Consider the following 24,145-nt stretch of genomic DNA (forward strand, 5'->3'; position numbering starts at 1 on the left):
GCCTACGCCCCTTCCACGAGCTGATCGGCCACCTCGAGCACGTGCCGTCCCGCGGTCACCGGCAGACAGCGCCCCTCGACCGGGCCGATCTGCCGTGCCCACCGCTCCGGCACCGCCGCCTCGCCGCGCCCCGCCCCGGCGAGGGCGCCCGCGATGGCGGCGGTGGTGTCGGCGTCGCGTCCCAGGTTCGCCGCGACCACCACGGACTCCTCGACCTCTCCCCCGCCCAGCAGGTAGGCGGCGAAGGCGAGGGCGACGGCCTCGGGGGCCAGGTCCGTCCACGGGTAGTGCCGGACCACGACCGCCCCGTGCAACCGCGCGGCGACCTCACCCGGCCCGGAGGAGCCGGCGTGGCGGACGACGTCCCGGGCGCGGTTGAGGTTGCGGGCGGTCCAGGAGTCGTCGGGGATCACGCCGAGCCCGGCCGCGACCACCTCCTCCGGGGAGGCGCCCGTCATCGCGGCGGCCACCGCGCCCGCGACGGCGCGGCCGCCGAGGATGCCCTCGCCCGCGTTGCTCACGCTGCCGTCGACCTCCACCAGGCGGGCGGCCTCGCCGGGGTCTCCCGCGGCGAAGACGCCGTACGGCGCCGCGCGCATGGCCAGGCCGTCCGACCAGCCGTGCCGGTGCCACCGGCCGGTCAGCGGCGGTTCGAGGCCCTGCCTGAGCGCCTGGACGGCGCCGAGTTCGGAGAAGCCGGCGCCCTTCATCGGCCCCTCGGCCAGGGGGAGGATCTCCTGACGGTAGGCCCGGGCGACGTCCTGCGGGGTCAGCGCGTGCCCGTGCCGTACGAGCAGGGACGCCGCGAAGATGGTGTATTCGGTGTCGTCGGTGCCGCCGCCGTCGATCTCCGTCAGCCTGCCCCAGCGGGCGGCGATCTGTTCGGGCGAGAGGTTCTCCGCCGGGCGCCCGAGGGCGTCGCCGGCCGCGAGGCCGAGCAGACACCCCCGGGCGCGCCCCCGATGCGTCACGGTCACTGGTTGTACCGCTCCAGCACCTTGTTGCCCTCGTCGACCAGCTTCTTCGCCGTCTCGTCAAGGGTGATCTTGTTGGCGAAGAACTGCTGCAGCGTCGGCGTGGCCACCTTGCTCTTCCACTCATCGAAGCCGTTGACCTTCAGGAAGGGCGCGACCACGAGGTTCTTGACCGAGGCGGTCGCCACGTTCCAGCCGTTCTCCTCGGTCGTCATGGCGGGGTCGCCCGCGGCCTTGACCGAGGTCGGCAGCAGCCAGTCGCCCTTGGCGAGCTTGACCTGGTTGGAGCCGTTCAGGAAGAAGGACATGAACTTCAGCGACTGCTCGGGATACTTGCTGTCGGCCGCGACCGACAGGGTCTGCGAGACCGCGCCCTGCTCGGCGGTGGCGCCCTTCAGCGGCGGCAGGGTGATCCACTCGAAGCCGTCCGGCGCCTGCTCCACGACCTGCTGGCGCAGGTAGACGCCGACGGGCAGCATCGCGTACTTGCCGGCGTAGAAGCCGGGCAGCGGGTCGGCGGCGCCCATGCCGAGCGCGGCCGGGTCGGCGGACTTGTCCTTGTAGAGCTGGTCGTGGATGCGCTGGAGCACCTCGCGCTCCCCCGCCTCGACCTTGACCGTCGTCTTGCCGCCGTCGGTCTGGAAGAAGGTGCCCCCGAAGTTGAGGCCCAGGTTGAGCACCTTGTTGACCGGCGACTTCATCGGCCAGGCGACGCCGTAGGAGTCGCCCTTGGTGAGCTTCTTGGAGATCTCGGCGAACTCGTCCCACGTCCACGGGCTGTCCGGGGTCGGGATCCGCACGCCGGCCTTGTCGAGCAGCTTCTTGTTGCCGATGATGACCTGCGACTCCTGCAGGAACGGCACGCCGTACACGCCCTGCCCGCCCTTGCCGTCGGCGAAGGTGACGGTGTCCCAGGCGGCCTGGGGGATGTCGCTCTTCAGCTCGGCCGGGACCTTGTCCTTGAGGTCCAGCAGGTAGCCGCGGCTGGCGAAGCCGGACAGGGCCGGGGAGTCGTCGTGGATGACGTCCGGCGGGTCACCCGCCTCGAAGGAGGTGACGAGCTGGTCGTTGACGTTGTCCCAGCTCCCCTGGACGTATTCGACCTGGATCTTGGGGTTGGCCTTGTTCCACTCGTCGACCAGCTCCTTGTTGGCCGCGATCGACTCCTTCTGCCAGGCGAGGCTCTGGAACTTGATCTTCACCGGGCCGTCGGGGGCGGCCGCGGGCGGTTCCGAGGCGCATCCGGCGGCCAGCACGAGGAGACCTGCGGCCAGCGCGACCTTCTTACGCATATGACTTCTCCTATCGGGGGGTGGGGCTATCCCTTGACGGCCCCGGCCATCAGGCCGGACCTCAGCCGCCGCTGGATGACTGCGAAGAACACGAGGCTCGGGACCGTCGCCAGGAGCGAGGCGGCCGCCAGCGGCCCGAGCCGTACGACCCCCTCGGCGCCGGTGAACTTCACCAGCGTCAGCGGCAGGGTCGCCACGTCCGGGTCCTTCAGGACGATCAGGGCGAACAGGAACTCGTTCCAGGAGGAGATGAACGCGAACAGCAGCGTCGCGACCACTCCCGGGGCGAGCAGCGGGGCGACGACGCTCAGCAGCGAGCGCACCCGGCCGGCGCCGTCCACCGCCGCGGCCTCCTCCAGCTCGCGGGGTACGGCGCGCACGTATCCCTGGAGCATCCACAGCGCGAACGGCAGCACGAAGGTGACGTGCACGAGGGTCAGACCGGGCAGCGTGTTCGACAGCTCCAGCCTGCGCAGCACCATGAACAGCGGGATGATGATCAGGATGAACGGGAAGACCTGGCTGACCAGCACCCAGCCGAGCGCGATCCGGTTGATCATCGAGCGGTAGCGGGCGAGGGCGTAGGCCGCCGGCAGCGCCAGGACCACGGTGAGCACCGCCGTGGCCACCGCCACCACGAGGCTGCGCAGCCCGCTGCCGACCAGGTCCTGCTCGCCGAAGGCGTCGGCGAAGTTGGTCAGCGTCGGCGCGCGCGGGATCCACGTCGGGTGCAGGCTGGCCATCTCCTGCGGCGTCTTCAGCGCCGTGGACAGCAGCCAGAGCAGCGGGAACGCCAGGAAGACGACGTAGCCGGCCAGGGCCAGATAACGCAGTGCCTTGCCCATGTCAGCTCGCCTCCCGCATCTGCCGCCAGAGATAGACGCCGAGCACGGCGAGCACGACGATCACGATCGCCACGCCCAGGGTGGCCGCGTAGCCGAAGAAGCCGTAGCGGAAGGCCTCCTCGTAGGCGAAGAGCATGGGCAGGCGCGTCTGCCCGCCGGGGCCGCCCTGGGTCAGGACGTAGACCAGCCCGAACTGGTTGATGTTCCAGACGAAGTCCAGCGAGGTGATGGCCACGATGACCGGGCGGAGCTGGGGCAGGGTGATGTTCCAGAACTTGCGCCAGACGCCCGCGCCGTCCACCTCGACCGCCTCGTACAGCTCCTTGGGGACGCTCTGCAGGCCGGCCAGCAGCACCACCGTGGTCTGCGGCATGCCGGTCCAGATCCCGACGACGATCACCGCGGGCAGCGCGAGGGAGAAGTCGTTGAGCCAGTCGATCTCGGTGCCCAGCATGCCGTTGAGGATCCCGGCGTCCGGATGGTAGACCAGCCGCCACATCAGCCCGATGACCACCGGTGGCATCGCCCACGGCACCACCGCCAGCACCCGGGCGAACCCCCGGAAGCGCAGATCCTGGTTGAGCAGCAGCGCCAGTCCCAGCGAGGCCAGGAACTGCAGCACGGTCACCGAGACGGCCCAGATCATCCCGATCCGGAAGGAGGCCCAGAAGTCCCCGTCGGCCAGCAGGTCGCCGAAGTTCGACAGCCCGACGAACGAGGTGACCGCGTTGCGCCCGGAGCGCGCGTCGGTGAACGCCAGGAAGATCCCGTACAGCAGCGGCCCCACGCTGAAGACCAGCACGGGCACCAGGGCGGGCAGCATCAGCAGCAGCGTCTCGCGCCCCTGCCGCCCGCCCCTGCGGGGCCGGTTCGGCGTCGCCGTCCTGGCCGGCCGGTCGGCGGTGAGGGTCACGGCGTCTCCTCTCCCACGGTCGATGCTCTGACCACCAGGCGGGGCGGCACGGTGATCACCTGGGGGTCCCGGTCGCCGTCGCCCAGCCGGTCCAGGAGCAGCTCCGCCGCCAACCGGCCGCGCTCGGCCGAGCCGAGGGAGATGCTGGTCAGGGCGGGCCAGGCGACGGCGGCCTGGTCGATGTCGTCCATGCCGACCACCGCCACGTCCTGCGGCACCCGCCGGCCCGCCCGGCGCAGGACGTCCAGGGCGCCGAGGGCGATCAGGTCGTTGGCGCACATGATCGCGTCCAGGCCGGGGACCCTGGACAGCAGCCGGCTCACGGCCCGCGCCCCCTCGGAGCGGGAGAAGTCCCCGATCTCCACCAGGTTCTCGTCGTAGGGCAGACCGAGGTCGGCGAGGCCCTCGGCGTAGGCCGTGGAGCGGGCCGAGCCGGGGACGGTGTCCAGGGGGCCGTTGACGAACCCGATGCGGCGGCGTCCCAGGGAGTGGAGGTGGTCCAGCGCCAGCCGCACGCCGGTGCGCGAGTCGGTGCGGACGTTGTCCACCCGCGTGCTGTCGGGCACCGAGCCGATGATGACGACGGGGGCCCGGGCGGCCTCGACGGCCTTCAGGTGCGCCTCGCTCACCCGCAGCGGGATCATGATGAGCCCGTCCACGTAGCGCTCTCCGAGGCTGCGGAGCACGTCGATCTCCTCGGCCACGTCCGCGTCCGTGGAGTGCAGCACGAGGCGGTATCCCGCCGCCTTCAGCACCGGCTGGATCTCGCGGATCATCGTCAGGTAGACCGGGTTGCCGATGTCGGCCATCGCGAAGGCCACCTGGTTGGTCCGGCGCGACTTCAGCGACCGGGCCACCGAGTTGGGGACGTATCCCAGCTCGTCGGCGGCGCTGAGCACCCGGCGCACGGTGTCCTCGCGGGTCGGCAGCCCGTTGAGCACGCGGGAGACCGAGGCGATCGAGACACCCGCCCGCTCCGCGATCGTGGTGATCGTGGGCCCGTCGCTCACAGAGACCACACCTTTCTGTAAACGTTTACCGCGATCTTGGTGATTTACTGAAAACGTTTACGGGGTTAGGGATATGTAACTCGCCCGTAACTGGCAACGTCAAGTCACGATCGAGTAACAGCACGTTAAAAGGGAGTGGCGGCGGGACACGTCCCGATCGGGCCGCACCCGGAAGCCGTCCCCGACGGGAACGCGCTCCGCGCGGACCGAAGGATCACCCCCGCCACCTCCGCACAGGCCGGGCCCACCCCCTCGGCGGGTGGGCGCCCCGCTCCCGGACCCCGGACCCCCCCTGGACGGACATCCTCAGCCCCCGACGCCCCCTGGGCGGGACGGGCCGACCCCGAGCGGACGGGCACGCCACCCCGGACGGACCGGTGGACCCAATCGTCGAATAAAAGCCATATATCGACAATGAACACCGGTCGACCACATTTCTGAGCGCAATTAACAATGCACGCTTCCGAGCCTTTTGTCGTTCCGTTTTTGTCATTCGATTAACTCTTCCCCGGTGCCACGGAAAAGAAGGCCGGGTACGCCTGGATCGGCAATTCCATTTCCGGGCGGGCGGCGCTTTTCCCGCCTTCCGCCCTGGATCGACCGGCTCCGCACGAGAACGCCCCGGGCGGAGAAGGAGGCATCCGCCTCCGGCCCCGCCCACGCCGGTCCGCAGCTCGACCCCAGACATCCGATCCAGCTCCGCGTGAGTTCATCAGGAGGATCCGTGCGGCATTTTCGACGACGCGCACCACTGGCCGCCGTCGGCATCGTCACCGCTGCCCTCACCGGCGTCGCGGCCCAGGCCGGCACCGGCGCGTTCGCGGCCTCCGGCCCGCCCGAGCCGCCGGCCGCCGCCGCCCCGGCGGCCGGCGGAGCGGCGCCCCCCGCCACCCGGGCGTCGGCCACCGGACGGACGGCCCCCACGGGGGACGACAAGCCCGGCAGGCAGGTCTGCGGGCCGCCCTACCTGGACGACGACCCGATCCTGGGCCCGAAGTACCTGCCGCAGGACGGGCCGCTCGGCAGGATCCTGCGTGACTACAGGCCGCTGAACGGGACCTCCCCGCAGGAGTTCGTCGACCGCTACTGGGACGAGGCCGCCGGCGGGTGGCGCTACCCGCCGGACTACGGCTTCGCCCACTCCGGCGGCTACTCCAACGGCAGGCCGCTGATCAGGACCGTGACGCTGCCGGTGGGCACGGCCCTCGACCGCTTCGGCGGCGAGAAGGGCTCCTTCGTCTCCCCGCTCGGCGCCTCCTACGTCGGGCGCGCCCTGCCCCCGAACAATCTCAACACCTTCCCGGCGGCTCCGAAATACATATGTAACTACCACACCTACAAGGTGGTGAAGGAGTTCAAAGTGGACGGCGGTCCGGCCGCCGCGGCGTTCCAGCAGGAAGGCGAGGGACGGCAGTACCACCTGGTCAGCAAGCACATTCCCGAGGCACCCCAGAGCTCCGCGGAAGTATCGGTGGAGTGGCTGGTCGCCAACGGATATCTGCAGCCGTCGAACTGAGCGGCCCCGGCGTGATGGCGCCGCCCTCCCATGGTCCGGCGGGCCGTGGGAGGGTGCGGGCCGCCCCGGTGTGAGTGTCAGGCGTGAATCCCGAGCGTGGGTCCCGGGTGTGAGTGCCGGGCGTGATCCCCGGGGGCTCACCCTGGGGGGTCGGCCCGCACGCGACCGCCCGCGCTCAGGTGCTCGACGAAGCGCGCGGTCGCCGCCGTGGGGACCGCCCTCGGATGCCAGGCCAGGCCGATCGGCCGCTGCTGGGCCGGGTCGAGCGGGCGGTAGACGGGGTCGTCGTGCTCCAGCACGGCCGGGCGGGGCAGGATGCCCACCCCGAGACCGGCGCCGATGAGCCCCCGCACGGTGGCGATCTCCTCGCTCTCGAAGGCGACGACGGGTTCGAACCCGGCCTCGCGGCAGAGCCCGTCGATGACCCGGCGCAGGTCCGTGGTGCGGGCGAAGGCGATGAACGGCTCGTCCCGCACGTCCCCGAGCGCGAGCCCGGGCGTGCCGGCGAGCCGGTGGTCGGCGGCCAGCGCGATGCACAGCTGCTGTTCGCGCAGCCGGTGCCAGCGCGCGTCGGTCCCCTCCGGCGGCGGGGTGACCAGGGCGGCGTCGATGTCCCCGTGGTGCAGCCAGGTGAACAGCTCCCGGGCGAAACCCTGGTGCAGTTCGAACCTGATGCCCGGGGTGACGTTGCGGTAGTCGCGTAGAACCTCCGGGACGAGCCAGCGTCCCACGGAGTGCAGGAATCCCAGCCGGATCAGCCCGGTGTCGGGGTTGGCCAGGGCGTCGACGCGGCGGCGTGCCGCCTCCAGGTCGCCGACGGCCCGGCCCGCGTGGTCGCGGAACAGGGCGCCGAACCGGTTGACGGCGAGCCTGCGCCCGTGCCGGTGGAACAGCTCCACGCCGAGGTCGGCCTCCAGCCGCGCGAGCGAGCGCGACAGCGTCGACTGGTTGACGCCTTCGATCGCGGCCGTGTCCCGCATGTTCTCCGTCTCGCACAGCGAGAGGAACCAGCGCAGCGTCTGCAGGTCCATCCAGCGATGATGCGTTTTACGCATCAATAGTGTCAAGTATTGCATTTTGAGCATCACAGCCGGTGGAGCACCATCGAGTGGTGACCTCGACCCTTCCCCACCCGGCTCCCCTCCCCGGAACCGCCCGGCCCCACGCCGGGCACCGGCCCGGTGAACCCGCCTACCGGCGGATCGTCTACGGGCTGGGGCTCGGCGGGCTCGCGAACTTCATGGCGCTGTACTACGTCCAGCCGCTGCTCCCCGGCGTCGCCAGGCACTTCCAGGTGTCGGCCGCCGCGTCGACGGCGGTGCTGTCGCTGTCCACGGTCACCATGGCGGTCGCGCTGGTGTTCGTGGGGCCGATCTCGGACGCGGTCGGGCGTGTGGCGATCATGCGGATCTCCCTGGCCGGTACGGCGGTGCTGGGGATCGCGTCCGCCGCCGCGCCCACCTGGCACAGTCTGCTGGCCGTCAGGGGCCTCGAGGGCGTCGCGCTGGCCGGCCTGCCGGCGGTGGCCCTGGCCTACCTGCGCGAGGAGGTGCACCCCTCGGCGCACCTGCGCGCCAACGCCGCCTACATCACGGGCACGGCGCTGGGCGGGGCGGCCGGGCGGCTGCTCCCCGGGCCGCTCGACGCGCTGTGGGGCTGGCCGGGCGCCGCCCTGGTCACCGGCGGCCTCACCCTGGTCTGCGCGGCCGGCCTGTGGATCCTGGTGCCGCCGTCCCGGCGGTTCGCACGCTCCAGCCCCCGGCCGGGCAGCATCCTGCGCAACACCCGGCTGACCCTGCGGGATCCGGCCCTCGTCGCGCTCTGCCTGGTCGGAGCGGCCACCATGGGAGCGTTCGTCGGCCTGTACAACGCCATGGCCTTCCGCCTGGAGGCCGCCCCCTACCTGCTGGGCGGCGCGGCCGCCCTGGTGTTCCTGGCCTACCCGGTGGGCGTCTTCGCGCCGCTCGTCGCCGGGCGCGCCGCCGCCCGGGTCGGGCGCGGCTCCGGCGCGCTGATCGGCGTCGCACTCCTGCTCGTCGGGGTGCTGCTGGCCGCCGCGCCCCAACTGCCGCTGATCGTCACCGGCCTCGGCGTGCTCACCTTCGCGTTCCTGGGCACGCACTCGCTGGTCAGCGGCTGGGTGTCGGACCGGGCCCACCGGGTCGACGTCGGCGTCGGGCAGGCGTCCGGGCTGTATCTGCTGGCCTACTACCTGGGCAGCTCCGTGTTCGGCGCGATGGCGGCGCACCGGTGGCAGGTCGGGGGGTGGTCCGACGTGACCGTCGTCTCACTCGCCCTGACCGCCGGCGCCGGCGCCCTGCTGCTCCTGGCCCGCCGCTCCGACACCGCCGCCCACAGGCCATGACCTCACAGACTGTGGCCTCGCAGGCCCTGACCTCGCGGGTCTGGCACGCGCCGGCTCCGCGCCCCGCGCCGTCCGCGCGGCACCCGCCCGGCCCCGTCCCGCCGTCTCGGCCCCGCCCCGCCCGTCCGGGCTCCGCCGCACCCGGCCCCGCCGTACGGGCCTCAGGAGCGCAGGTAGGCGAGGACGGCCAGGACACGGCGGTGCTGGTCGCCGTCCTCGGCGTACAGGCCGAGCTTGGCGAAGATGCTCCGGATGTGCTTCTCCACGGCGCCGTCGCTGACCACGAGCTGGCGGCCGATGGCCGGGTTGGACCTGCCCTCCGCCATCAGGCCGAGCACCTCCCGCTCGCGCGGGGTGAGCAGGGCCAGCGGATCGTCGCGGCGGCGCCGTACCATCAGCTGGGCCACCACCTGCGGGTCGAAGACCGTCCCGCCGGCCGCGACGGTGCGCAGGCCCCCCATGAAGTCGTCGACGTCCACGACCCGGTCCTTGAGCAGATAGCCCACCGCGCCCCTGGCGTCGGCGAGCAGGTCGTCGGCATAGGAGACCTCCACGTACTGCGACAGGATCAGTACCGGCGCGCCCGGCACCCGCCGGCGCGCCTCGACCGCCGCCCGCAGCCCCTCGTCGGTGAAGCTGGGCGGCATCCGGACGTCGACCACCGAGACGTCGGGCCGATGCTCGGCGACGGCCTCCACCAGGCTGTCGCCGTCCCCCACCGCCGCGACCACCTCGCAGCCGAACTCCTCGAGCAGCCGGATCAGGCCCTCTCTGATCAACACTGCGTCGTCGGCCACGACTACCCGCACGGCACCTCCGCCACGATCACCGTCGGCCCGCCCACCGGTGAGTCCACCGCGATCTCCCCGTCGACCGCCTTCAGGCGGTCGGCGAGGCCGGACAGGCCGTGTCCCTTGGCGACGTGTGCGCCGCCTACTCCATCATCCCCGATCGTCAGCATGAGGACGCCGCCGGTCTTGTTCAGCGACACCGTGCAGACGGTGGCGTGGCTGTGCTTGGCGACGTTGGTCAGGCTCTCGGCGACCACGAAGTAGACGGTGTTCTCCACCGCCGCCGCGAAGCGGCCGGTGATCTGCACGTCCAGCTCGACGGGGATCGTGCAGCGGCTGGCCAGCGCGGCGAGCGCCGGGGCCAGGCCGCGGTCGGTCAGGATCGGCGGCGCGATGCCGCGCGAGAGCGCGCGCAGCTCGTCCAGGGTGTCGCGGGTGGAGGTGATGGCCTGGCTGAGCATCTCCTCGACCATCTGCGGGTCGCGCTTGAGCTGGCGCTGGGCCCGCGACAGGTCCATCGCCAGGGAGACCAGGCGCTGCTGCGGCCCGTCGTGGATGTCGCGCTCCAGCCGCCGCAGCGCGTTGGCCTCGGCCGACACCGCGGCGGCCCGCCCCTCGGCCAGGTCGTCGATGCGCTCGTGCAGTTCGGCGACGCCGGTCAGCATGGCCCGGCCGAGCCCGGCCCGGATCAGCGCCCCGCCGCGCACGACCAGCGGCAGGGTGAGCGCGAACAGCACGCCGATGCAGGTGTTGATGAGGACCTCGATCCAGACCTTGTCGTCGAACCCGAGCAGGTAGGCCAGGCCGTGGTTGCCGGGGATCGCCGCGGTGATCCACCCGTAGATCGGGCTGGTCAGGCCCAGGATCGTCCCGGCCCACCAGGTCACCGTGAAGACGAACGTCACGATGGAGACCGGGAAGGCCACGATCCCGTAGAGCAGGTCCAGCCACGACTGGCCGCTGGTCAGGGGGTTCACCATGCGCCGGACCCAGCCGGCGGTCTCCGGCGCCGGCCGGTAGCGGGGCCGGGGCAGCGTGCGGCCGAGCACCTCGGGCAGCATCCGCCGTTCCACATCGGCCAGCCCCCGGGCCATCAGCAGCGTGGTCGCCAGGATCGGCAGACCCACCCATACGATCGCCGTGCCGACCCCGGCGGCGAAACCGGCCACCATCAGGACGAAGAAGACGACGGCCAGCGGGAAGCCGGCGATCAGGTAACGGCTGTCGGTGCCGATACGGCGCAGGAGGGATCTCATGCCGTCAACGCTACGAGCTCGCGGGACCGGTTCTCGCCCCTGCGTGCCGCCTTCCGGGGGTAGGGCTGGCCCTACCCCCGGTAAGGGTGCGGCCTTGACCGGAAGAGGGCCGCGGGCGTGACTGCGCCGGCCGGGGCGCGCGCGGGAGGGTCGGAGCACCGCTCCCCGACGAATCGAGTTCCCCATGACCGCCGTCCTGTCCCGCCCGGCAGCCCCCGCGACGCCCGCGCCGCCGGGCCGTGACGTGTTCATCGACGCGCTGCGTCTGTTCGGCATGGCCCTGGTGGTGCTGCAGCACTGGAGCATGCCGGTGCTGTCCTTCGCCGGCGGGCGGATCTCCACCGGCAACGCGCTGGCGACCGGCGGCGCGTGGGTGATCACCTGGATCAGTCAGGTGATGCCGCTGGTCTTCTTCGCGGGCGGCGCGGCCAACGCGATCAGCTGGCGGGGCTCGGTACGGCGCGGCGGCGCGGCTCCCGCCTGGCTGGCGGCGCGGCTGCGCCGCCTGGCCTGGCCGGTGCTGCCGCTGGCGGCGGTGTGGGTGCCCCTGCCCCACCTGCTGACGGCCCTCGGCGTGCCCGAGCAGCCGGTGGTCACGGCCTCGCGCCTGGCCGGGCAGCTGCTGTGGTTCCTGGCCGTCTACCTGGCCGCGGTGGTGGTGACCCCGCCGATGCTCCGGCTCAACATGCGCTACGGCTGGCGGGTGCCCGCGGTGCTGACGGCGGGGGCCGTCGTGGTGGACGTCGCCCGTTTCACCAGCGGCCTGGAGGTCATCGGCTTCCTCAACATCGCGCTGGTCTGGCTCGCGGTGCACCAGCTCGGCTTCCTGTACGCCGACGGCCGGCTGGGCCGGCCCTGGGCCATGGCCCTGATCGGGTACGGCCTGGCCGCGGCGCTGGTGGCGGCCGGCCCCTACCCGGGCAGCATGATCGGGATGCCGGGCGCGGCCGTCTCCAACATGGCCCCGCCCACGATCGCGCTGCTGGCGGTGGGGATCGGCCAGATCGGGCTGGCGCTGGCGCTGCGCCGGTGGATCGTCGCCCTCGTGGAGTGGCCGGGGGTGTCACGGCTGCTGGCCTGGGCCGCCCCCCGGATGATGACCGTCTACCTGTGGCACATGAGCGCCCTGGCGGTCGTCACCTCGATGGTCGTGGTGGGGCTGGGCATCTCCACCCCGGAGCCGGGCAGCCAGGCGTGGCTGTCGGGCTGGCCGCACTGGCTGCTGATGCTCGTGCTGGCCATGTTCCCGCTGATGCGCTGCTTCGCCCGGTTCGAGACGCCGCCGCGGGCCGCGCCGTACGCCGGGGGCATGGCCCGGATCGTGGTGGCCCTGGCGCTGGCCGGGTCGGGTCTGCTCGTCCTCACGGCGATCGGTTTCGTCCCGGGGTGGGCGCCGGTGCTCGGCGCGGGGATGCTCCTGGCGGGGCTGGCGCTCACCTGGTCGCCCGCCCGGTCCCGGCCGGCGCAGCCGTCCTCCAGTCCCCTTGATCATGTTTTGATGGGGTTTAGGTAGATATATTCGCGCCAGGTCATCTGTCCTGGGCACGATGCGATCACATCTGTCGCCCGAGCCGGTCCGACCACCACCAGTTCTTCGGCAGTATTGAACCGTGAGCCTTGTAGATCGCCTGCCAGAAGAGATCGACGCCGATCCCGATGCCATCTTCGACGCGTTCGTCGAGTGGAACTCCGAGCGGGGGCTCACCCTCTATCCTGCCCAGGAGGAGGCGCTGATCGAGGTCGTCTCCGGAAACAACCTGATCCTGGCCACCCCCACCGGGTCGGGCAAGAGCCTGGTCGCGGCCGGAGCCCACTTCACCGCGCTGACCCGGGACGTGCGCACCTTCTACACCGCGCCGATCAAGGCGCTGGTGTCGGAGAAGTTCTTCGACCTGTGCGCGCTGTTCGGCACCGAGAACGTCGGCATGATGACCGGCGACGCCAGCGTGAACCCCGGCGCGCCGATCATCTGCTGCACCGCCGAGATCCTCGCCAACGTCGCGCTGCGCGACGGCGCCCAGGCCGACATCGGCCAGGTCGTGATGGACGAGTTCCACTTCTACGCCGAGCCCGACCGGGGATGGGCCTGGCAGGTGCCGCTGCTGGAGCTGCCGAACGTGCAGTTCATCCTGATGTCGGCGACGCTGGGCGACGTGAGCCGGTTCGAGGAGGACCTGACCCGGCGCACCGGCAGGCCGACCGCCGTGGTCAAGAACGCCGAACGCCCCGTCCCGCTGGTCTACTCCTACCGCCTCACCCCCCTCCACGAGATCCTGGAGGAGATGCTCACCACCAACCAGGCGCCCGTCTACGTCGTCCACTTCACCCAGGCCGCGGCCATGGAGCGGGCCCAGGCGCTGATGAGCATCAACATGTCCACCAAGGCCGAGAAGGAGGCCATCGCCTCCCTGATCGGCAACTTCCGGTTCACCACCAGGTTCGGCCGGGCGCTGTCCCGTCTCGTACGGCACGGCATCGGCGTGCACCACGCCGGGATGCTCCCGAAATACCGCCGCCTGGTGGAGCGGCTGGCCCAGGCCGGCCTGCTGAAGGTCATCTGCGGCACCGACACGCTCGGCGTCGGCGTCAACGTGCCGATCAGGACCGTGCTGTTCACCGCGCTGTCGAAATACGACGGCAGCAAGGTCCGGCGGCTGCGCGCCCGCGAGTTCCACCAGATCGCCGGACGGGCCGGGCGGGCGGGCTTCGACACCATCGGCTACGTCGTCTGCCAGGCCCCCGACCACGTCGTCGAGAACGAGAAGGCACTGGCCAAGATCGGCGACGACCCCAAGCGGCGGCGCGGTTACGCCCGCAAGAAGCCGCCGGAGGGCTTCGTCGGCTGGAGCGAGGAGACCTTCGAGAAGCTGCAGGGCGCCGAGCCCGAGCCGCTCAACTCCCGGTTCAAGGTCAGCAACGCGATGCTGCTCGCGGTGATCAACCGCCCCGGCGACTGCTACGCGGCGATGAAGCACCTGCTCACCGACAACCACGAGGACCGCAAGTGGCAGCGGCGGCACATCAGCCAGGCCATCGCGATCTATCGCTCGCTGCTGGCCGGCGGCGTGGTGGAGAAGCTCGCCGAGCCCGACGAGCAGGGCCGGATGGCCCGCCTGACCGTCGACCTCCAGGAGGACTTCGCGCTCAACCAGGCGCTGTCCACCTTCGCGCTGGCCACCCTCGAACTGCTGGACATGGAGTCGCCGACCTACGCTCTCGACATGGTCTCGATCATCGAGTCCATCCTCGACGACCCCCGCCAGATCCTGTCCGCGCAGCTCAACAAGGCACGCGGCGAGGCCGTGGCGCAGATGAAGGCCGACGGCATCGAATACGAGGAGCGGATGGAGCTCCTCAACGAGATCACCTACCCGATGCCGCTGGCCGACCTGCTGCTGGGCGCCTACGAGACCTACCGCCGGGGCCACCCCTGGGTCGGCGACTACACCGTCAGTCCCAAGACCGTCGTCCGGGACATGTACGAACGGGCGATGACCTTCGCCGACTACGTCCAGTTCTACGAGCTGGCCCGGTCCGAGGGCACCGTCCTGCGCTACCTCGCCGACGCCTACCGCACCCTGTCGCGGACCATCCCCGAGCACCTCAAGACCGAAGACCTCATCGACCTCATCGAGTGGCTCGGCGAACTGGTCCGCCAGGTCGACTCCAGCCTCCTGGACGAGTGGGAGCAGCTGCAGAACCCGGCCGGCGAGCTGGAGACGCCCTCCCTGGAGGAGAAGACCAAGCCGGTCACCGCCAACAGCCGCGCCTTCCGGGTGCTGGTCCGCAACGCGATGTTCCGCCTGGTCGAGCTGTCCTCCCTGGAGAAGGAGGAGGAGCTGGCCGAGCTGGCACCGGACGTGGACTGGGGCGCCGCCCTCGACGCCTACTACGACGACCACGAGGAGATCGGCACCGGCCCCGACGCCCGCGGCCCGGGACTGCTCCGCATCGAGGAGGAGAAGGAGTTCTGGAAGGTCCGCCAGGTCATCGCCGACCCGGCGGGCGACGGCGACTGGGGCATCGACGCCCAGGTGGACCTGGCCGCCTCCGACGAGGAGGGCCGCGCCGTGCTCCACGTCGTCGGCCTGAACCGCCTCTGACCCCGCCGGGACCGGCCCGGACGCGCGATCACCCGCGGTCCGGGCCGGCCCCGCCCTCTGCCCCTACGAGGCGCAGGCGGCGATCTGGCAGATCTTGGCGAGCATCTGCCTGGTGTGCGCGAGCTGCTGGGTGTGGCTCTTGGCGGCCGGTCTGGCGGCGGCGGAGGCGAGGTAGACGGTGACCGCGTTGGCCCGGCGGGCGATCACGACGTCGTCCCCGGTGACGGGCCGGCCGTCCTCGTAGGCCCGGGCGCTGCTCTTCCACGCCTCGTCCCCGAGGGAGACCCTGGCCAGGCTCCGGTTGAAGGAGCCGTTCTTCCAGCCCTCCGACTGCCTGCACTTCTGCACGCCCGCCCGGAACTGCTGCAGCGCCGACCGCGCGGCCCGCTCCGAGCTGTAGAGGATCACCTGCTCGATGGTCTCGATCTCGCCCTCGACCTCGAAGTAGGCCGTCCGGGCCGCCGCCCGGCCGGCCTGGCCGACCTTGGGGTCCTTCCGCTGGGAGGCGGCCACCGCGCTGTGGGCGCAGGGGTCGACCGCGAACCGCTCCCCGGCCTTGGCGCTGGCCCACCAGACGTTCTCGGCGTCGGCCGGCTCGTCCTTCTTGGCCTGGTCGGCGGCCACCTCCCTGTCGTGCAGCAGGAAGCCCTTGGGGACCGCGGGGGCGGCGGCGGCCGAGGCGGGGGGCATGCCGGCGAGGGCCGTGCCGGCGACGAGCGTCGCGGCAAAAATGATCTTTCTGAGCATGCGCTCCATGATGCCAGGAAAGTCGGGACCGGCCGGCCTTGTCGCAGGAGGAGGCGGCCGGGCCCCGCGCCCCGGGCGTCCGCGGTGCGAGAAGCACCGGACAGGCCCGACAAAATAGAGGGCATGAACGACGACGCGATGCGGCAGGTGCTCGGCCTGCTCTATCAGGAGGACACGTTACGGGTGCTGGCGGCGCTGGTGCTGAACGGTACGCCCGAGGGGTCCGGGCTTGATCGGGACGCGATACGGCGGGCACTGGACCGGCTGGAGCGCGGCGGGCTGGCCGTACGGGACGACGACGGCCGGTGGCAGGCGCGGCGGGAGCGCTTCCGCGAGCTGCTGCACGCCACGGCCCGGCCCGCCGCCCCGGTCTCGCCGGAGGAGAAGGTGCTGCAGTCCTTCCTCGTCGAAGGGCGGCTGCGGGCGATCCCCACCAAGCGCGACAAGCAGCTGGTCGTGCTGAACTACATCGCCCAGGTCTTCGAGCCCGGGATCCGCTATCCGGAGAAGGAGGTCGACACCGCGCTGCGCGCCTTCCACGACGACTACGCGGCGCTCCGCCGTTACCTGGTCGACGACGGGCTGCTGAGCCGGGAGAACAACGTCTACTGGCGCAGCGGCGGCTCCGTCGACGCCTGAAGCCGGGTGACGAGCAGCCGGATGTGGTCCACCAGCTCGGGCGGCTCGTGGACGGTGAAGTCCAGGCCGAGCAGCCCGACGGAGAAGGCCAGCCACTCCAGCGAGTCACCGCCGGTGCGCAGCAGGCAGCTCCGCCCGTCCAGATCCTCCAGGACCCAGCCGGGCCCGGAGAAGCGCTCGGCGACCACGGCCAGGGGCGCGTGCACGGTGACCACCGCCCGATACCGGCTGATGGGAGCGACCACGGACTCCTCGACGTAGCCGGGCGGCGGCTCACGCGGGCCGGACCGGACTCCGGTGGCCAGCGGCGCGGTGAGCCGGTCCACCCGGAAGGTCCGCCAGTCCTCCCTCTCGACGTCCCATCCGACGAGATACCAGCGCCGCCCGGTGGAGGCCAGCCGGTACGGCTCGACCAGGCGGGCGCTCCGCGTGCCGTCGCGGCGGCGGTAGCCGAAGCGCAGCCGCTCGTGGTCCCGGCTCGCCTGCGCCAGCAGCGCCAGGGTGTCCGGGTCCACGGTCGGCCACCGGCCGCGCACCGTGACGGTCTGGGTCTGCAGGGTGTTGACCCGGCGGCGCAGCCGGGAGGGCAGGACCTGCTCCAGCTTGGCCAGGGCCCGCAGTGAGGTCTCCTCGATCCCGGTCACCGAGCCGGCGGCCGCCGTGCGCAGGCCCACCGCGATGGCCACGGCCTCCTCGTCGTCGAGCAGCAGCGGCGGCATCGCGGTCCCCGCCTCCAGCCGGTATCCCCCGGCCGGGCCGGTCGTCGCGTGGACCGGGTAGCCCAGCTCCCGGAGCCGGTCGATGTCGCGGCGGAGCGTGCGCGGGCTGACCTCCAGCCGCTCGGCGAGCTCGGGCCCCGGCCACTCCCGGTGCGCCTGGAGCAGCGACAGCAGCCGGAGCACCCGCGCCGTGGTGTCTGCCATGGCGTCCACGATGCCATCGATTGCGGCCGGGAACTGGCCTAAACCGAGGCTAGCGTCGGATTCATGAGCCACATCGAGATAACGGGCGCCCGTGAGAACAACCTCAAGAACATCTCACTGAAGATCCCGAAGAAACAGATCACGGTCTTCACCGGTGTCTCGGGGTCCGGCAAGTCGTCCATCGTGTTCGACACGATCGCCGCGGAGTCACAGCGGCAGCTCAACGAGACCTTCACCACGTTCGTCCGCAACCGCCTGCCCAAGTACGGCCAGCCGGACGCCGACGGCGTCGAGAACCTCTCGGCCGCGGTCGTCATCGGGCAGCAGCGCATCGGCGGCAACTCCCGCTCCACCGTCGGCACGATCACCGACATCCACTCCCTGCTGCGGCTGCTCTACTCCCGGATCGGCACGCCACCGGCCGGCTACTCCAACGCCTTCTCCTTCAACGACCCCGCCGGGATGTGCCCGGAGTGCGAGGGGGTCGGCAGGAAGATGACCCTGGACCTGGACCGGGCCCTGGACCGGTCGAAGTCGCTCAACGAGGGTGCGATGCTGCTGCCGAACTTCGGGGTCGGCACCTGGTTCTGGAAGACCTTCGCCCACTCGGGGCTGTTCGACAACGACAAGAAGCTGGCGGACTACACCGAGTCCGAGTGGGAGACGCTGCTGCGCGGCCAGGGGCCGGACATCATGTTCGAGACGCAGGGCGGGACGGTCCCGCAGAAGTACGAGGGCCTGGTCGACAAGTTCGACCGGATCTACATCAGGAAGGACATCGACACCAAGGCCAACCGGGAGGCGCTGCTGGAGTTCGTCTCGACGCGGACCTGTCCGCTGTGCCGGGGGGCCAGGCTCAACCAGGCCGCGCTGGCCTGCCGGATCGACGGCCGCAACATCGCCGACCTGGCCGCGATGGAGGCCCGCCACCTGGTGGACGTGGTCGCCCGGATCGACCACCCGATCGCGGCGACGATGGTCGCCGCGGTCCTGGAGCGGCTGCGGCACCTGGTCTCCATCGGCCTGGGCTACCTCAGCCTGGACCGGGCGACGGCCACCCTCTCCGGCGGGGAGTCACAGCGGATCAAGATGGTCCGCCACCTCGGCAGCAGCCTCACCGACATGACCTACATCTTCGACGAGCCGACCGTCGGCCTGCACCCGCGCGACGTGCGGCGCATGAACGGTCTGCTGCGCGAGCTGCGCGACAAGGGCAACACCGTGCTCGTGGTCGAGCACGACCGCGACGTCATCGAGATCGCCGACCACGTGGTCGACGTCGGGCCGCACGCGGGCGCGCACGGCGGCGAGATCGTCTACGAGGGCGGCGTCGCCGGCCTGCACCGGGCGGGCACCCTCACCGGGCGGCACATGCGCCACAACCGGCCGCTCAAGGCGGGCTTCCGTGAGCCGACCGGCACGCTGACCGTCACCGGCGCCACCGCGCACAACCTGAAGGACGTCACGGTCGCCTTCCCCACCGGGGTGCTCACCGTCGTCACGGGGGTGGCCGGGTCGGGCAAGAGCACACTCGTCAACGAGGTGTTCCTGGCCCGGCACCCGGACGCGGTCGTCATCGACCAGTCGGCGGTCAGCCGGTCGATCCGGTCGAACCCCGCCACCTACACCGGGCTGATGGACGAGATCCGCAGGCTGTTCGCCAAGGCCGGCGGCGTCAGCCCGGCCCTGTTCAGCTTCAACTCCAAGGGCGCCTGCCCGCAGTGCCAGGGGCTGGGGATCATCTACACCGACCTGGCGTTCATGGACGCCGTCACCTCGACGTGCGAGGTCTGCCAGGGGCGGCGGTTCCGGGAGGAGGTGCTCCGGCACACCCTGCGCGGCAGGTCGATCTCCGACGTGCTGGAGATGACGGCGGGCGAGGCGGCGGAGTTCTTCACCGAGCCGAAGCCCGCACGCGTCCTGCAGGCGGTCAACGAGGTGGGGCTGGGCTACCTCAAACTCGGCCAGCCCCTCAGCAGCCTGTCCGGCGGCGAGTGCCAGCGGATCAAGCTCGCCGGCGAGCTCCACAAGACCGGCAGCGTCTACGTGATGGACGAGCCGACCACGGGGCTGCACATGGCCGACGTCAGGCACCTGCTCACCATCATGGACAGCCTGGTGGACGCCGGTAACACGGTCATCGCCATCGAGCACAACCTCGACGTCGTCAAGCACGCCGACTGGATCGTCGACCTCGGCCCCGACGGCGGGGACCAGGGCGGCACCGTCGTGTTCGAGGGCACGCCCCGGCAGCTCCTGGAGGCGGCCGGCTCCTTCACCGCCGAGTATCTCCGCCGCGACCTGGGTCAGCCGTAGTATTTCCGGGCGCCGTCGTGGAGCGGGACCGGGTCGGTCTTCGGGGCGTTCTCACGGGTGATGCCCCTGGCCGCGGGGTGGACCTTCGCCAGGTCCGCCTTGCGGTCGAAGATCAGCTTCGCGAGGTCGCCCGCGAGCGCGGGATCCATCTTCTCGCTCACCACCAGCAGGTTGGGCACCGCGATCGTGGGGACGTCGGCGGGGGTGGCGTAGACGTCCTTGGCGATCGTGCCCTCGGTGTAGACCTGGCCGTGCTCGCTGCGGACCTGGGCCAGCACCCCGTCCAGCGGGACGAAGGCGACCTCGCCCTTCAGCGAGGTCACCAGGTCGGTGATGCCCGGGGTGGGCAGCCCCCCGGACCAGACGAGGGCGTCGAGGTTGCCGTCCTTGATGCCCTGCACGCTCTCGGGCAGGCCCAGCGCCTGGCGGCTGACGTCCTTGTCCGGGTCGAGCCCGGCCGCCTTCAGCAGGCGCAGCGCGATGACCTCGGTGCCGGAGTTCGGCGACCCGGTGGAGACCCGCTTGCCCTTGAGATCGGCGACGGACTTCACGCCCGACCCGGTGGTGGCCACCACCTGGGTGTAGTTGTCATACAGCCGGGCGACGGCGCGGATCGGCTGGGGCGCGGTGAAGGCGCCTTTGCCCGCGACGGCGTCGGCGGCGGAGTCGGCCAGGGTGAAGGCGAGGTCGGAGTCGCCCCTGACGACCCGCTGGATGTTCTCCACCGACGCGCCGGTCGCCTCGGCCGTCGCCTGGTAGCCGGGGATGTCCTTGCCGATCTGGTCGGCCAGGGCGCCGCCGAGGACGTAGTAGACGCCGGTGGTGTTGCCGGTGGCGATCGACAGCCGCTTGCCCGCGGAGCTCTGGTCCGCGCCCTGTCCGGCGGAGCGGTCGCCGCCGCAGCCGGCGAGCAGCAGCGCCCCCGCCGCCAGCAGGACCGCCACGTGTTTGATGCTCATGATCGTGCCTCTCGTGTCCGCGTAACCAGATGCACCGCGATGGCCAGGGCCAGGACGCCCGCCCCGACGAGGGCCGGGACGGGCGACAGGAACAGCAGCAGGACGGCGGCGGCGGCGCACAGCACCCGCTCGACCGCCCCCGCGGGAGCGAGCAGCCGGCCGCCGGTGGCGGCGGCGAGCGCCGCCACCGCCAGCGCCGAGACCGCCGTGGCCGCGAGGATCTCCCCCACCGGCCCCTGGGCGAGCAGCGCGGAGCCGGCGGGGGTCAGCACCAGGGCGAAGGGCACCAGGAACGCCGGCAGCGTGTATTTCCAGGTGGCCATCATGGTCCGGTAGGCGTTGCCGCCGGTGATGGCCGAGGCCGCGAAGGCCGACAGCGCCGTGGGCGGGCTGACCTCCGACAGCACCGCGTAGTAGAAGATGAACATGTACGCCTCGGCCTGGCTGACTCCCAGGTCGGTCAGCGCGGGCCCGATGATGACCGCCGCGATGACGAACGACGCCGTCACCGGCACGGCGAGGCCCAGCAGCAGCACCGCCAGCGCGCACAGCAGCGCGGTGACGGGCAGGATCCCGCCCGAGGCCCCGACGATCAGCGAGCTCGCCTTCAGTCCCAGGCCGGTGAGGGTGACGACGGCGACGATCATTCCGGCGGCGGCGCAGGTGGCCGCGACCGGCAGCACCCCCGTCGTCCCCGCGGCCAGCGCCCGCACCGCCCGGCGGGGGGTGAGCCGGTGGGCGGGGTCGAGGAAGGACAGCGCGAAGGCCAGCAACGTGGCGTAGACCACCGCCCGGAACGGCGACTGGCCCAGCGCCATCAGGATGACGATCACGAACAGCGAGCTGAAGTGGTAGCCGGACCGTCTGAGCAGCGGCCAGAACCTCGGCGCGTCCACCTCGACCGACCGGGTGCCGTACTTGCGGGCGTCGATCTCGATGGCCAGGAAGATGCCCAGGTAGTACAGGACCGTGGGGATCAGGGCGTAGACCAGCACGGTGAGGTATCCGACCCGCAGGTATTCGGCGATGATGAACGCCGCCGCGCCCAGCGTGGGAGGCGACAGGATCGCGCCGATGCCCGCCGCCGCCAGCACTCCCCCGCCCTGCTCACGGGGGTAGCCGGCCCGGCGCAGGATCGGCCAGGCGACGCTGCCCACGCTCACCGTCGTCGCGACGCCCGATCCGCTGACCGTGCCGAGGAGGAACCCGGCGAGGGTGACCGTACGGCCGGGCGCCGAACGCGAGCGGCGGAAGGCGGCCAGGGAGACGTCCACGAAGAACTTCCCGGCGCCGGAGTGGTCGAGGACCGCCCCGTAGACGGTGAACAGGATGATGTAGGTGGCCGCCACGTCGAGCGGCACGCCGTACACGCCGTCGGTGCCCATCACGAACGAGACGACGATCCGGCTGATGTCGTAGCCGTGGTGCCCGACGACCCAGTCGAAGGGCAGGTAGCCGCCGTAGTAGGCGTAAGCGACGAACACCAGGCAGACCGCGGGCAGGATCCAGCCGACGGTGCGCCGGCACGCCTCCAGCACCAGCAGGGAGATGACCACGCCGGCGGCCACGTCGAGGGCCGTCGGGTCGAACGCGCGCCGGATGAAGTCGTCGAAGACGGCCAGCGGGTAGAGGCACACCACGAGCGACAGCCCGGCCAGCGCCCAGTCGGCGGCGCCCGGACGGTCGCCGCCCCGCCGCCCCGGTTTGTAGCAGACGAAGGTCAGCGGCAGCACGACCGCCAGGAAGGTCATCCGGTACGGGAGCACGGGACCGGGGCGGAAGGCCCAGTAGAGCACATAGAGGGACAGCCCCAGGGCGGCCAGGGTGACGGCCGCCGCCACCCGGCCCGACAGCCGCCGGGCGGGCCGCTCGGCGTCGAACTCCGCGATCAGATCATCGGGTGATGTGGTCTCCGTCAAACGCCGTCTCCACGTGTGAGCCGCCGGTCTCTGACGGGAAGTTACCCAGGGGGCTGACACCGTCCCGTCAGAAGGAGATCACATTCTGGTCGCGATTGCGCGAGCCCGGCCCGCCCACCGTCGGGCGCCTCAGCCGCCCGAGGTGTCGAGCTCGGCCTCGGCGCCGGGGACGGCGAGGTCGTAGGGGTCGTCCAGCCAGCCGGCGGGCAGATGGACCCGGTCGCGCGGATGGGTCTTGCCGCGGGGCGCGTCGACGCCGTCGGGCCAGGGCTGGGCGGGATCGAGCTCGGCGAGCCCCTCCCGCAGGGAGGCCAGGTCGGCGGAGGTGGCCAGGCGGCGGCGGAGGTCGGCCCCGACGGTGAAGCCCTTGAGATACCAGCCGACGTGCTTGCGGAAGTCGGCCACGGCGTGCGGCTCGCTGCCGAAGCACTCCGTCAGCAGCGTGGCGTGCCGGTCCATGGCCGCGGCGACCTCCCCCAGCAGCGGCCGGGCGCGCTCCGGGCTCCCCTCGCACGCGGCCGTCAGGTCCCGGAACAGCCATGGGCGCCCGAGGCAGCCCCGGCCCACGACGACGCCGTCGCATCCGGTCTCGGCCATCATCCGCAGCGCGTCGGCGGCGCTCCAGATGTCGCCGTTGCCGAGCACCGGGATCTCCGTCACCGCCTCTTTGAGGCGGGCGATGGCCTCCCAGTCGGCGGTGCCGCCGTAGTGCTGGACGGCCGTGCGGCCGTGCAGGGCGACCGCGGAGACGCCCTCCTCCACCGCGATCCGCCCCGCGTCGAGGTAGGTCAGGTGGTCGTCGTCGATGCCCTTGCGCATCTTCATGGTCACCGGCAGTGTCCCGGCGTTGCGCACCGCCTCGCGCAGGATGGCCCGGAGCAGGTTGCGCTTGTACGGCAGGGCGGAACCGCCGCCGCGCCGGGTCACCTTGGGCACCGGGCAGCCGAAGTTGAGGTCGACGTGGTCAGCCAGGTCCTCCTCGGCGATCATGCGGACGGCCCTGCCGACGGTCACCGGGTCGACCCCGTAGAGCTGGATGCTGCGGGGCTGCTCCGCCGGGTCGAACCGGATCATCTTGAGCGTCTTGACGTTGCGCTCCACCAGCGCCCGCGTCGTGATCATCTCGCAGACGAACAGGCCGCCGCCCTGCTCGCGGCAGAGGGTCCGGAAGGGCGCGTTGGTGATCCCGGCCATGGGGGCGAGGACGACGGGCGGCCAGACCTCGAGCGATCCGAGTTTCAACGACTCCACCTGGTTGTTTCTACCGTACGGGGCGCGGCGGGACGAATCACCGCTGGGTAGGGTTGTCCTTGGCGTAGCCGGAACGGTTACGCAACCACTCGGAAAACCCGCTAGAGTTCTCTCGTTGCCGCGGGGAGAACACCCGGCGAAAACACGCGGAAGTGGCTCAGTGGTAGAGCATCACCTTGCCAAGGTGAGGGTCGCGGGTTCGAATCCCGTCTTCCGCTCGGAAGGGCTTTCAGGGCTCTCACTCCGGTGGAGTGGCCGAGAGGCGAGGCAACGGCCTGCAAAGCCGTGTACACGGGTTCAAATCCCGTCTCCACCTCTGGTTTCAG

The 24,145-nt window shown here is 71.5% G+C and carries 19 protein-coding genes and 2 tRNA genes; 8 read left to right on the forward strand and 13 right to left on the reverse strand.

Features of this window, described 5'->3' with window-relative positions; translation table 11 throughout:
* Positions 1 to 2: 2 nt before the first annotated feature.
* Genes ACZ6R6_RS15795 through ACZ6R6_RS15815 form a run of 5 tightly spaced genes read right to left on the reverse strand, consistent with a single transcriptional unit; the run spans position 3 to position 5,034 of the window.
* A complete protein-coding gene (locus ACZ6R6_RS15795) occupies positions 3 to 977 on the reverse strand; it encodes an ADP-ribosylglycohydrolase family protein (RefSeq protein WP_470093845.1) in 975 nt (324 codons plus the stop codon).
* A complete protein-coding gene (locus ACZ6R6_RS15800; protein ID WP_470093847.1) occupies positions 974 to 2,266 on the reverse strand; it encodes an ABC transporter substrate-binding protein in 1,293 nt (430 codons plus the stop codon). Before ACZ6R6_RS15800 ends, ACZ6R6_RS15795 begins: the two co-directional genes overlap by 4 nt.
* 26 nt (positions 2,267 to 2,292) lie before the next feature.
* The gene (locus ACZ6R6_RS15805) at positions 2,293 to 3,111 is read right to left on the reverse strand and encodes a carbohydrate ABC transporter permease (RefSeq protein ID WP_306868551.1); all 819 of its coding nucleotides are present in this window, start codon (positions 3,109 to 3,111) and stop codon (positions 2,293 to 2,295) included.
* A 1-nt stretch (position 3,112) separates the two neighbouring features.
* Positions 3,113 to 4,024 carry a carbohydrate ABC transporter permease gene (locus ACZ6R6_RS15810; RefSeq protein ID WP_470093849.1) on the reverse strand — a complete coding sequence of 304 codons (912 nt, stop codon included), beginning with the start codon at positions 4,022 to 4,024 and terminating at the stop codon, positions 3,113 to 3,115.
* On the reverse strand, positions 4,021 to 5,034 hold the full coding sequence (locus tag ACZ6R6_RS15815) for a LacI family DNA-binding transcriptional regulator (RefSeq protein WP_470093851.1): 1,014 nt from the start codon (positions 5,032 to 5,034) through the stop codon (positions 4,021 to 4,023). The genes ACZ6R6_RS15810 and ACZ6R6_RS15815 overlap by 4 nt, the downstream gene beginning before the upstream one ends.
* 724 nt (positions 5,035 to 5,758) lie before the next feature.
* Between ACZ6R6_RS15815 and ACZ6R6_RS15820 the strand changes: the two genes are divergently transcribed.
* Complete coding sequence (locus ACZ6R6_RS15820) at positions 5,759 to 6,550, forward strand: TNT domain-containing protein (protein WP_470093853.1); 792 nt, start codon at positions 5,759 to 5,761, stop codon at positions 6,548 to 6,550.
* Positions 6,551 to 6,687: 137 nt separating this feature from the next.
* Here the strand turns inward: ACZ6R6_RS15820 and ACZ6R6_RS15825 are convergent, their stop codons facing one another.
* Positions 6,688 to 7,581, reverse strand: a complete 894-nt coding sequence (locus ACZ6R6_RS15825; RefSeq protein WP_470093855.1) for a LysR family transcriptional regulator — start codon at positions 7,579 to 7,581, stop codon at positions 6,688 to 6,690.
* A gap of 80 nt (positions 7,582 to 7,661) precedes the next feature.
* On the opposite strand from ACZ6R6_RS15825, the gene ACZ6R6_RS15830 reads away from it, so the two are divergent.
* On the forward strand, positions 7,662 to 8,915 hold the full coding sequence (locus ACZ6R6_RS15830; protein WP_470093857.1) for an MFS transporter: 1,254 nt from the start codon (positions 7,662 to 7,664) through the stop codon (positions 8,913 to 8,915).
* Positions 8,916 to 9,076: 161 nt separating this feature from the next.
* On the opposite strand, the gene ACZ6R6_RS15835 is transcribed toward ACZ6R6_RS15830, so the two are convergent.
* Both ACZ6R6_RS15835 and ACZ6R6_RS15840 read right to left on the reverse strand, forming a co-directional pair.
* Positions 9,077 to 9,724, reverse strand: a complete 648-nt coding sequence (locus tag ACZ6R6_RS15835; RefSeq protein WP_306868538.1) for a response regulator transcription factor — start codon at positions 9,722 to 9,724, stop codon at positions 9,077 to 9,079.
* Positions 9,715 to 10,962, reverse strand: coding sequence for a sensor histidine kinase (locus tag ACZ6R6_RS15840; protein ID WP_470093858.1), 1,248 nt, complete (start codon positions 10,960 to 10,962; stop codon positions 9,715 to 9,717). Before ACZ6R6_RS15840 ends, ACZ6R6_RS15835 begins: the two co-directional genes overlap by 10 nt.
* 184 nt (positions 10,963 to 11,146) lie before the next feature.
* Between ACZ6R6_RS15840 and ACZ6R6_RS15845 the strand changes: the two genes are divergently transcribed.
* Positions 11,147 to 12,475 carry an acyltransferase family protein gene (locus ACZ6R6_RS15845; protein WP_470093860.1) on the forward strand — a complete coding sequence of 443 codons (1,329 nt, stop codon included), beginning with the start codon at positions 11,147 to 11,149 and terminating at the stop codon, positions 12,473 to 12,475.
* Positions 12,476 to 12,572: 97 nt separating this feature from the next.
* Positions 12,573 to 15,065 carry a DEAD/DEAH box helicase gene (locus ACZ6R6_RS15850; RefSeq protein WP_470093862.1) on the forward strand — a complete coding sequence of 831 codons (2,493 nt, stop codon included), beginning with the start codon at positions 12,573 to 12,575 and terminating at the stop codon, positions 15,063 to 15,065.
* 63 nt (positions 15,066 to 15,128) lie between these two features.
* Here the strand turns inward: ACZ6R6_RS15850 and ACZ6R6_RS15855 are convergent, their stop codons facing one another.
* On the reverse strand, positions 15,129 to 15,812 hold the full coding sequence (locus tag ACZ6R6_RS15855; RefSeq protein WP_470093864.1) for a hypothetical protein: 684 nt from the start codon (positions 15,810 to 15,812) through the stop codon (positions 15,129 to 15,131).
* Between the two features lie 123 nt (positions 15,813 to 15,935).
* Between ACZ6R6_RS15855 and ACZ6R6_RS15860 the strand changes: the two genes are divergently transcribed.
* On the forward strand, positions 15,936 to 16,451 hold the full coding sequence (locus ACZ6R6_RS15860) for a DUF2087 domain-containing protein (RefSeq protein WP_470093866.1): 516 nt from the start codon (positions 15,936 to 15,938) through the stop codon (positions 16,449 to 16,451).
* Here ACZ6R6_RS15860 and ACZ6R6_RS15865 read toward each other — a convergent pair.
* Positions 16,418 to 17,374, reverse strand: a complete 957-nt coding sequence (locus ACZ6R6_RS15865) for a helix-turn-helix transcriptional regulator (RefSeq protein WP_470093868.1) — start codon at positions 17,372 to 17,374, stop codon at positions 16,418 to 16,420. The two genes, ACZ6R6_RS15860 and ACZ6R6_RS15865, sit on opposite strands and share 34 nt — an antisense overlap.
* 63 nt (positions 17,375 to 17,437) lie before the next feature.
* Here ACZ6R6_RS15865 and ACZ6R6_RS15870 point away from each other — a divergent pair, with 63 nt between their 5' ends.
* A complete protein-coding gene (locus tag ACZ6R6_RS15870; RefSeq protein WP_470093870.1) occupies positions 17,438 to 19,690 on the forward strand; it encodes an ATP-binding cassette domain-containing protein in 2,253 nt (750 codons plus the stop codon).
* Here the strand turns inward: ACZ6R6_RS15870 and ACZ6R6_RS15875 are convergent.
* From ACZ6R6_RS15875 to dusB, 3 genes are all read right to left on the reverse strand, one after another.
* The gene (locus tag ACZ6R6_RS15875; protein WP_470093872.1) at positions 19,681 to 20,649 is read right to left on the reverse strand and encodes a TAXI family TRAP transporter solute-binding subunit; all 969 of its coding nucleotides are present in this window, start codon (positions 20,647 to 20,649) and stop codon (positions 19,681 to 19,683) included. The two genes, ACZ6R6_RS15870 and ACZ6R6_RS15875, sit on opposite strands and share 10 nt — an antisense overlap.
* Positions 20,646 to 22,568 (reverse strand): TRAP transporter permease, encoded by a 1,923-nt coding sequence (locus ACZ6R6_RS15880; RefSeq protein ID WP_470093874.1) that lies wholly within the window; start codon positions 22,566 to 22,568, stop codon positions 20,646 to 20,648. Before ACZ6R6_RS15880 ends, ACZ6R6_RS15875 begins: the two co-directional genes overlap by 4 nt.
* A gap of 129 nt (positions 22,569 to 22,697) precedes the next feature.
* Positions 22,698 to 23,819, reverse strand: coding sequence for a tRNA dihydrouridine synthase DusB (gene dusB / locus ACZ6R6_RS15885; protein WP_470093876.1), 1,122 nt, complete (start codon positions 23,817 to 23,819; stop codon positions 22,698 to 22,700).
* 146 nt (positions 23,820 to 23,965) lie between these two features.
* On the opposite strand from dusB, the gene ACZ6R6_RS15890 reads away from it, so the two are divergent.
* Positions 23,966 to 24,037 (forward strand) — tRNA-Gly (locus ACZ6R6_RS15890).
* 27 nt (positions 24,038 to 24,064) lie between these two features.
* Positions 24,065 to 24,135, forward strand: a tRNA-Cys gene (locus ACZ6R6_RS15895).
* Positions 24,136 to 24,145 lie beyond the last annotated feature (10 nt).

The organism is Streptosporangium sp. NPDC048886 (assembly GCF_055586905.1).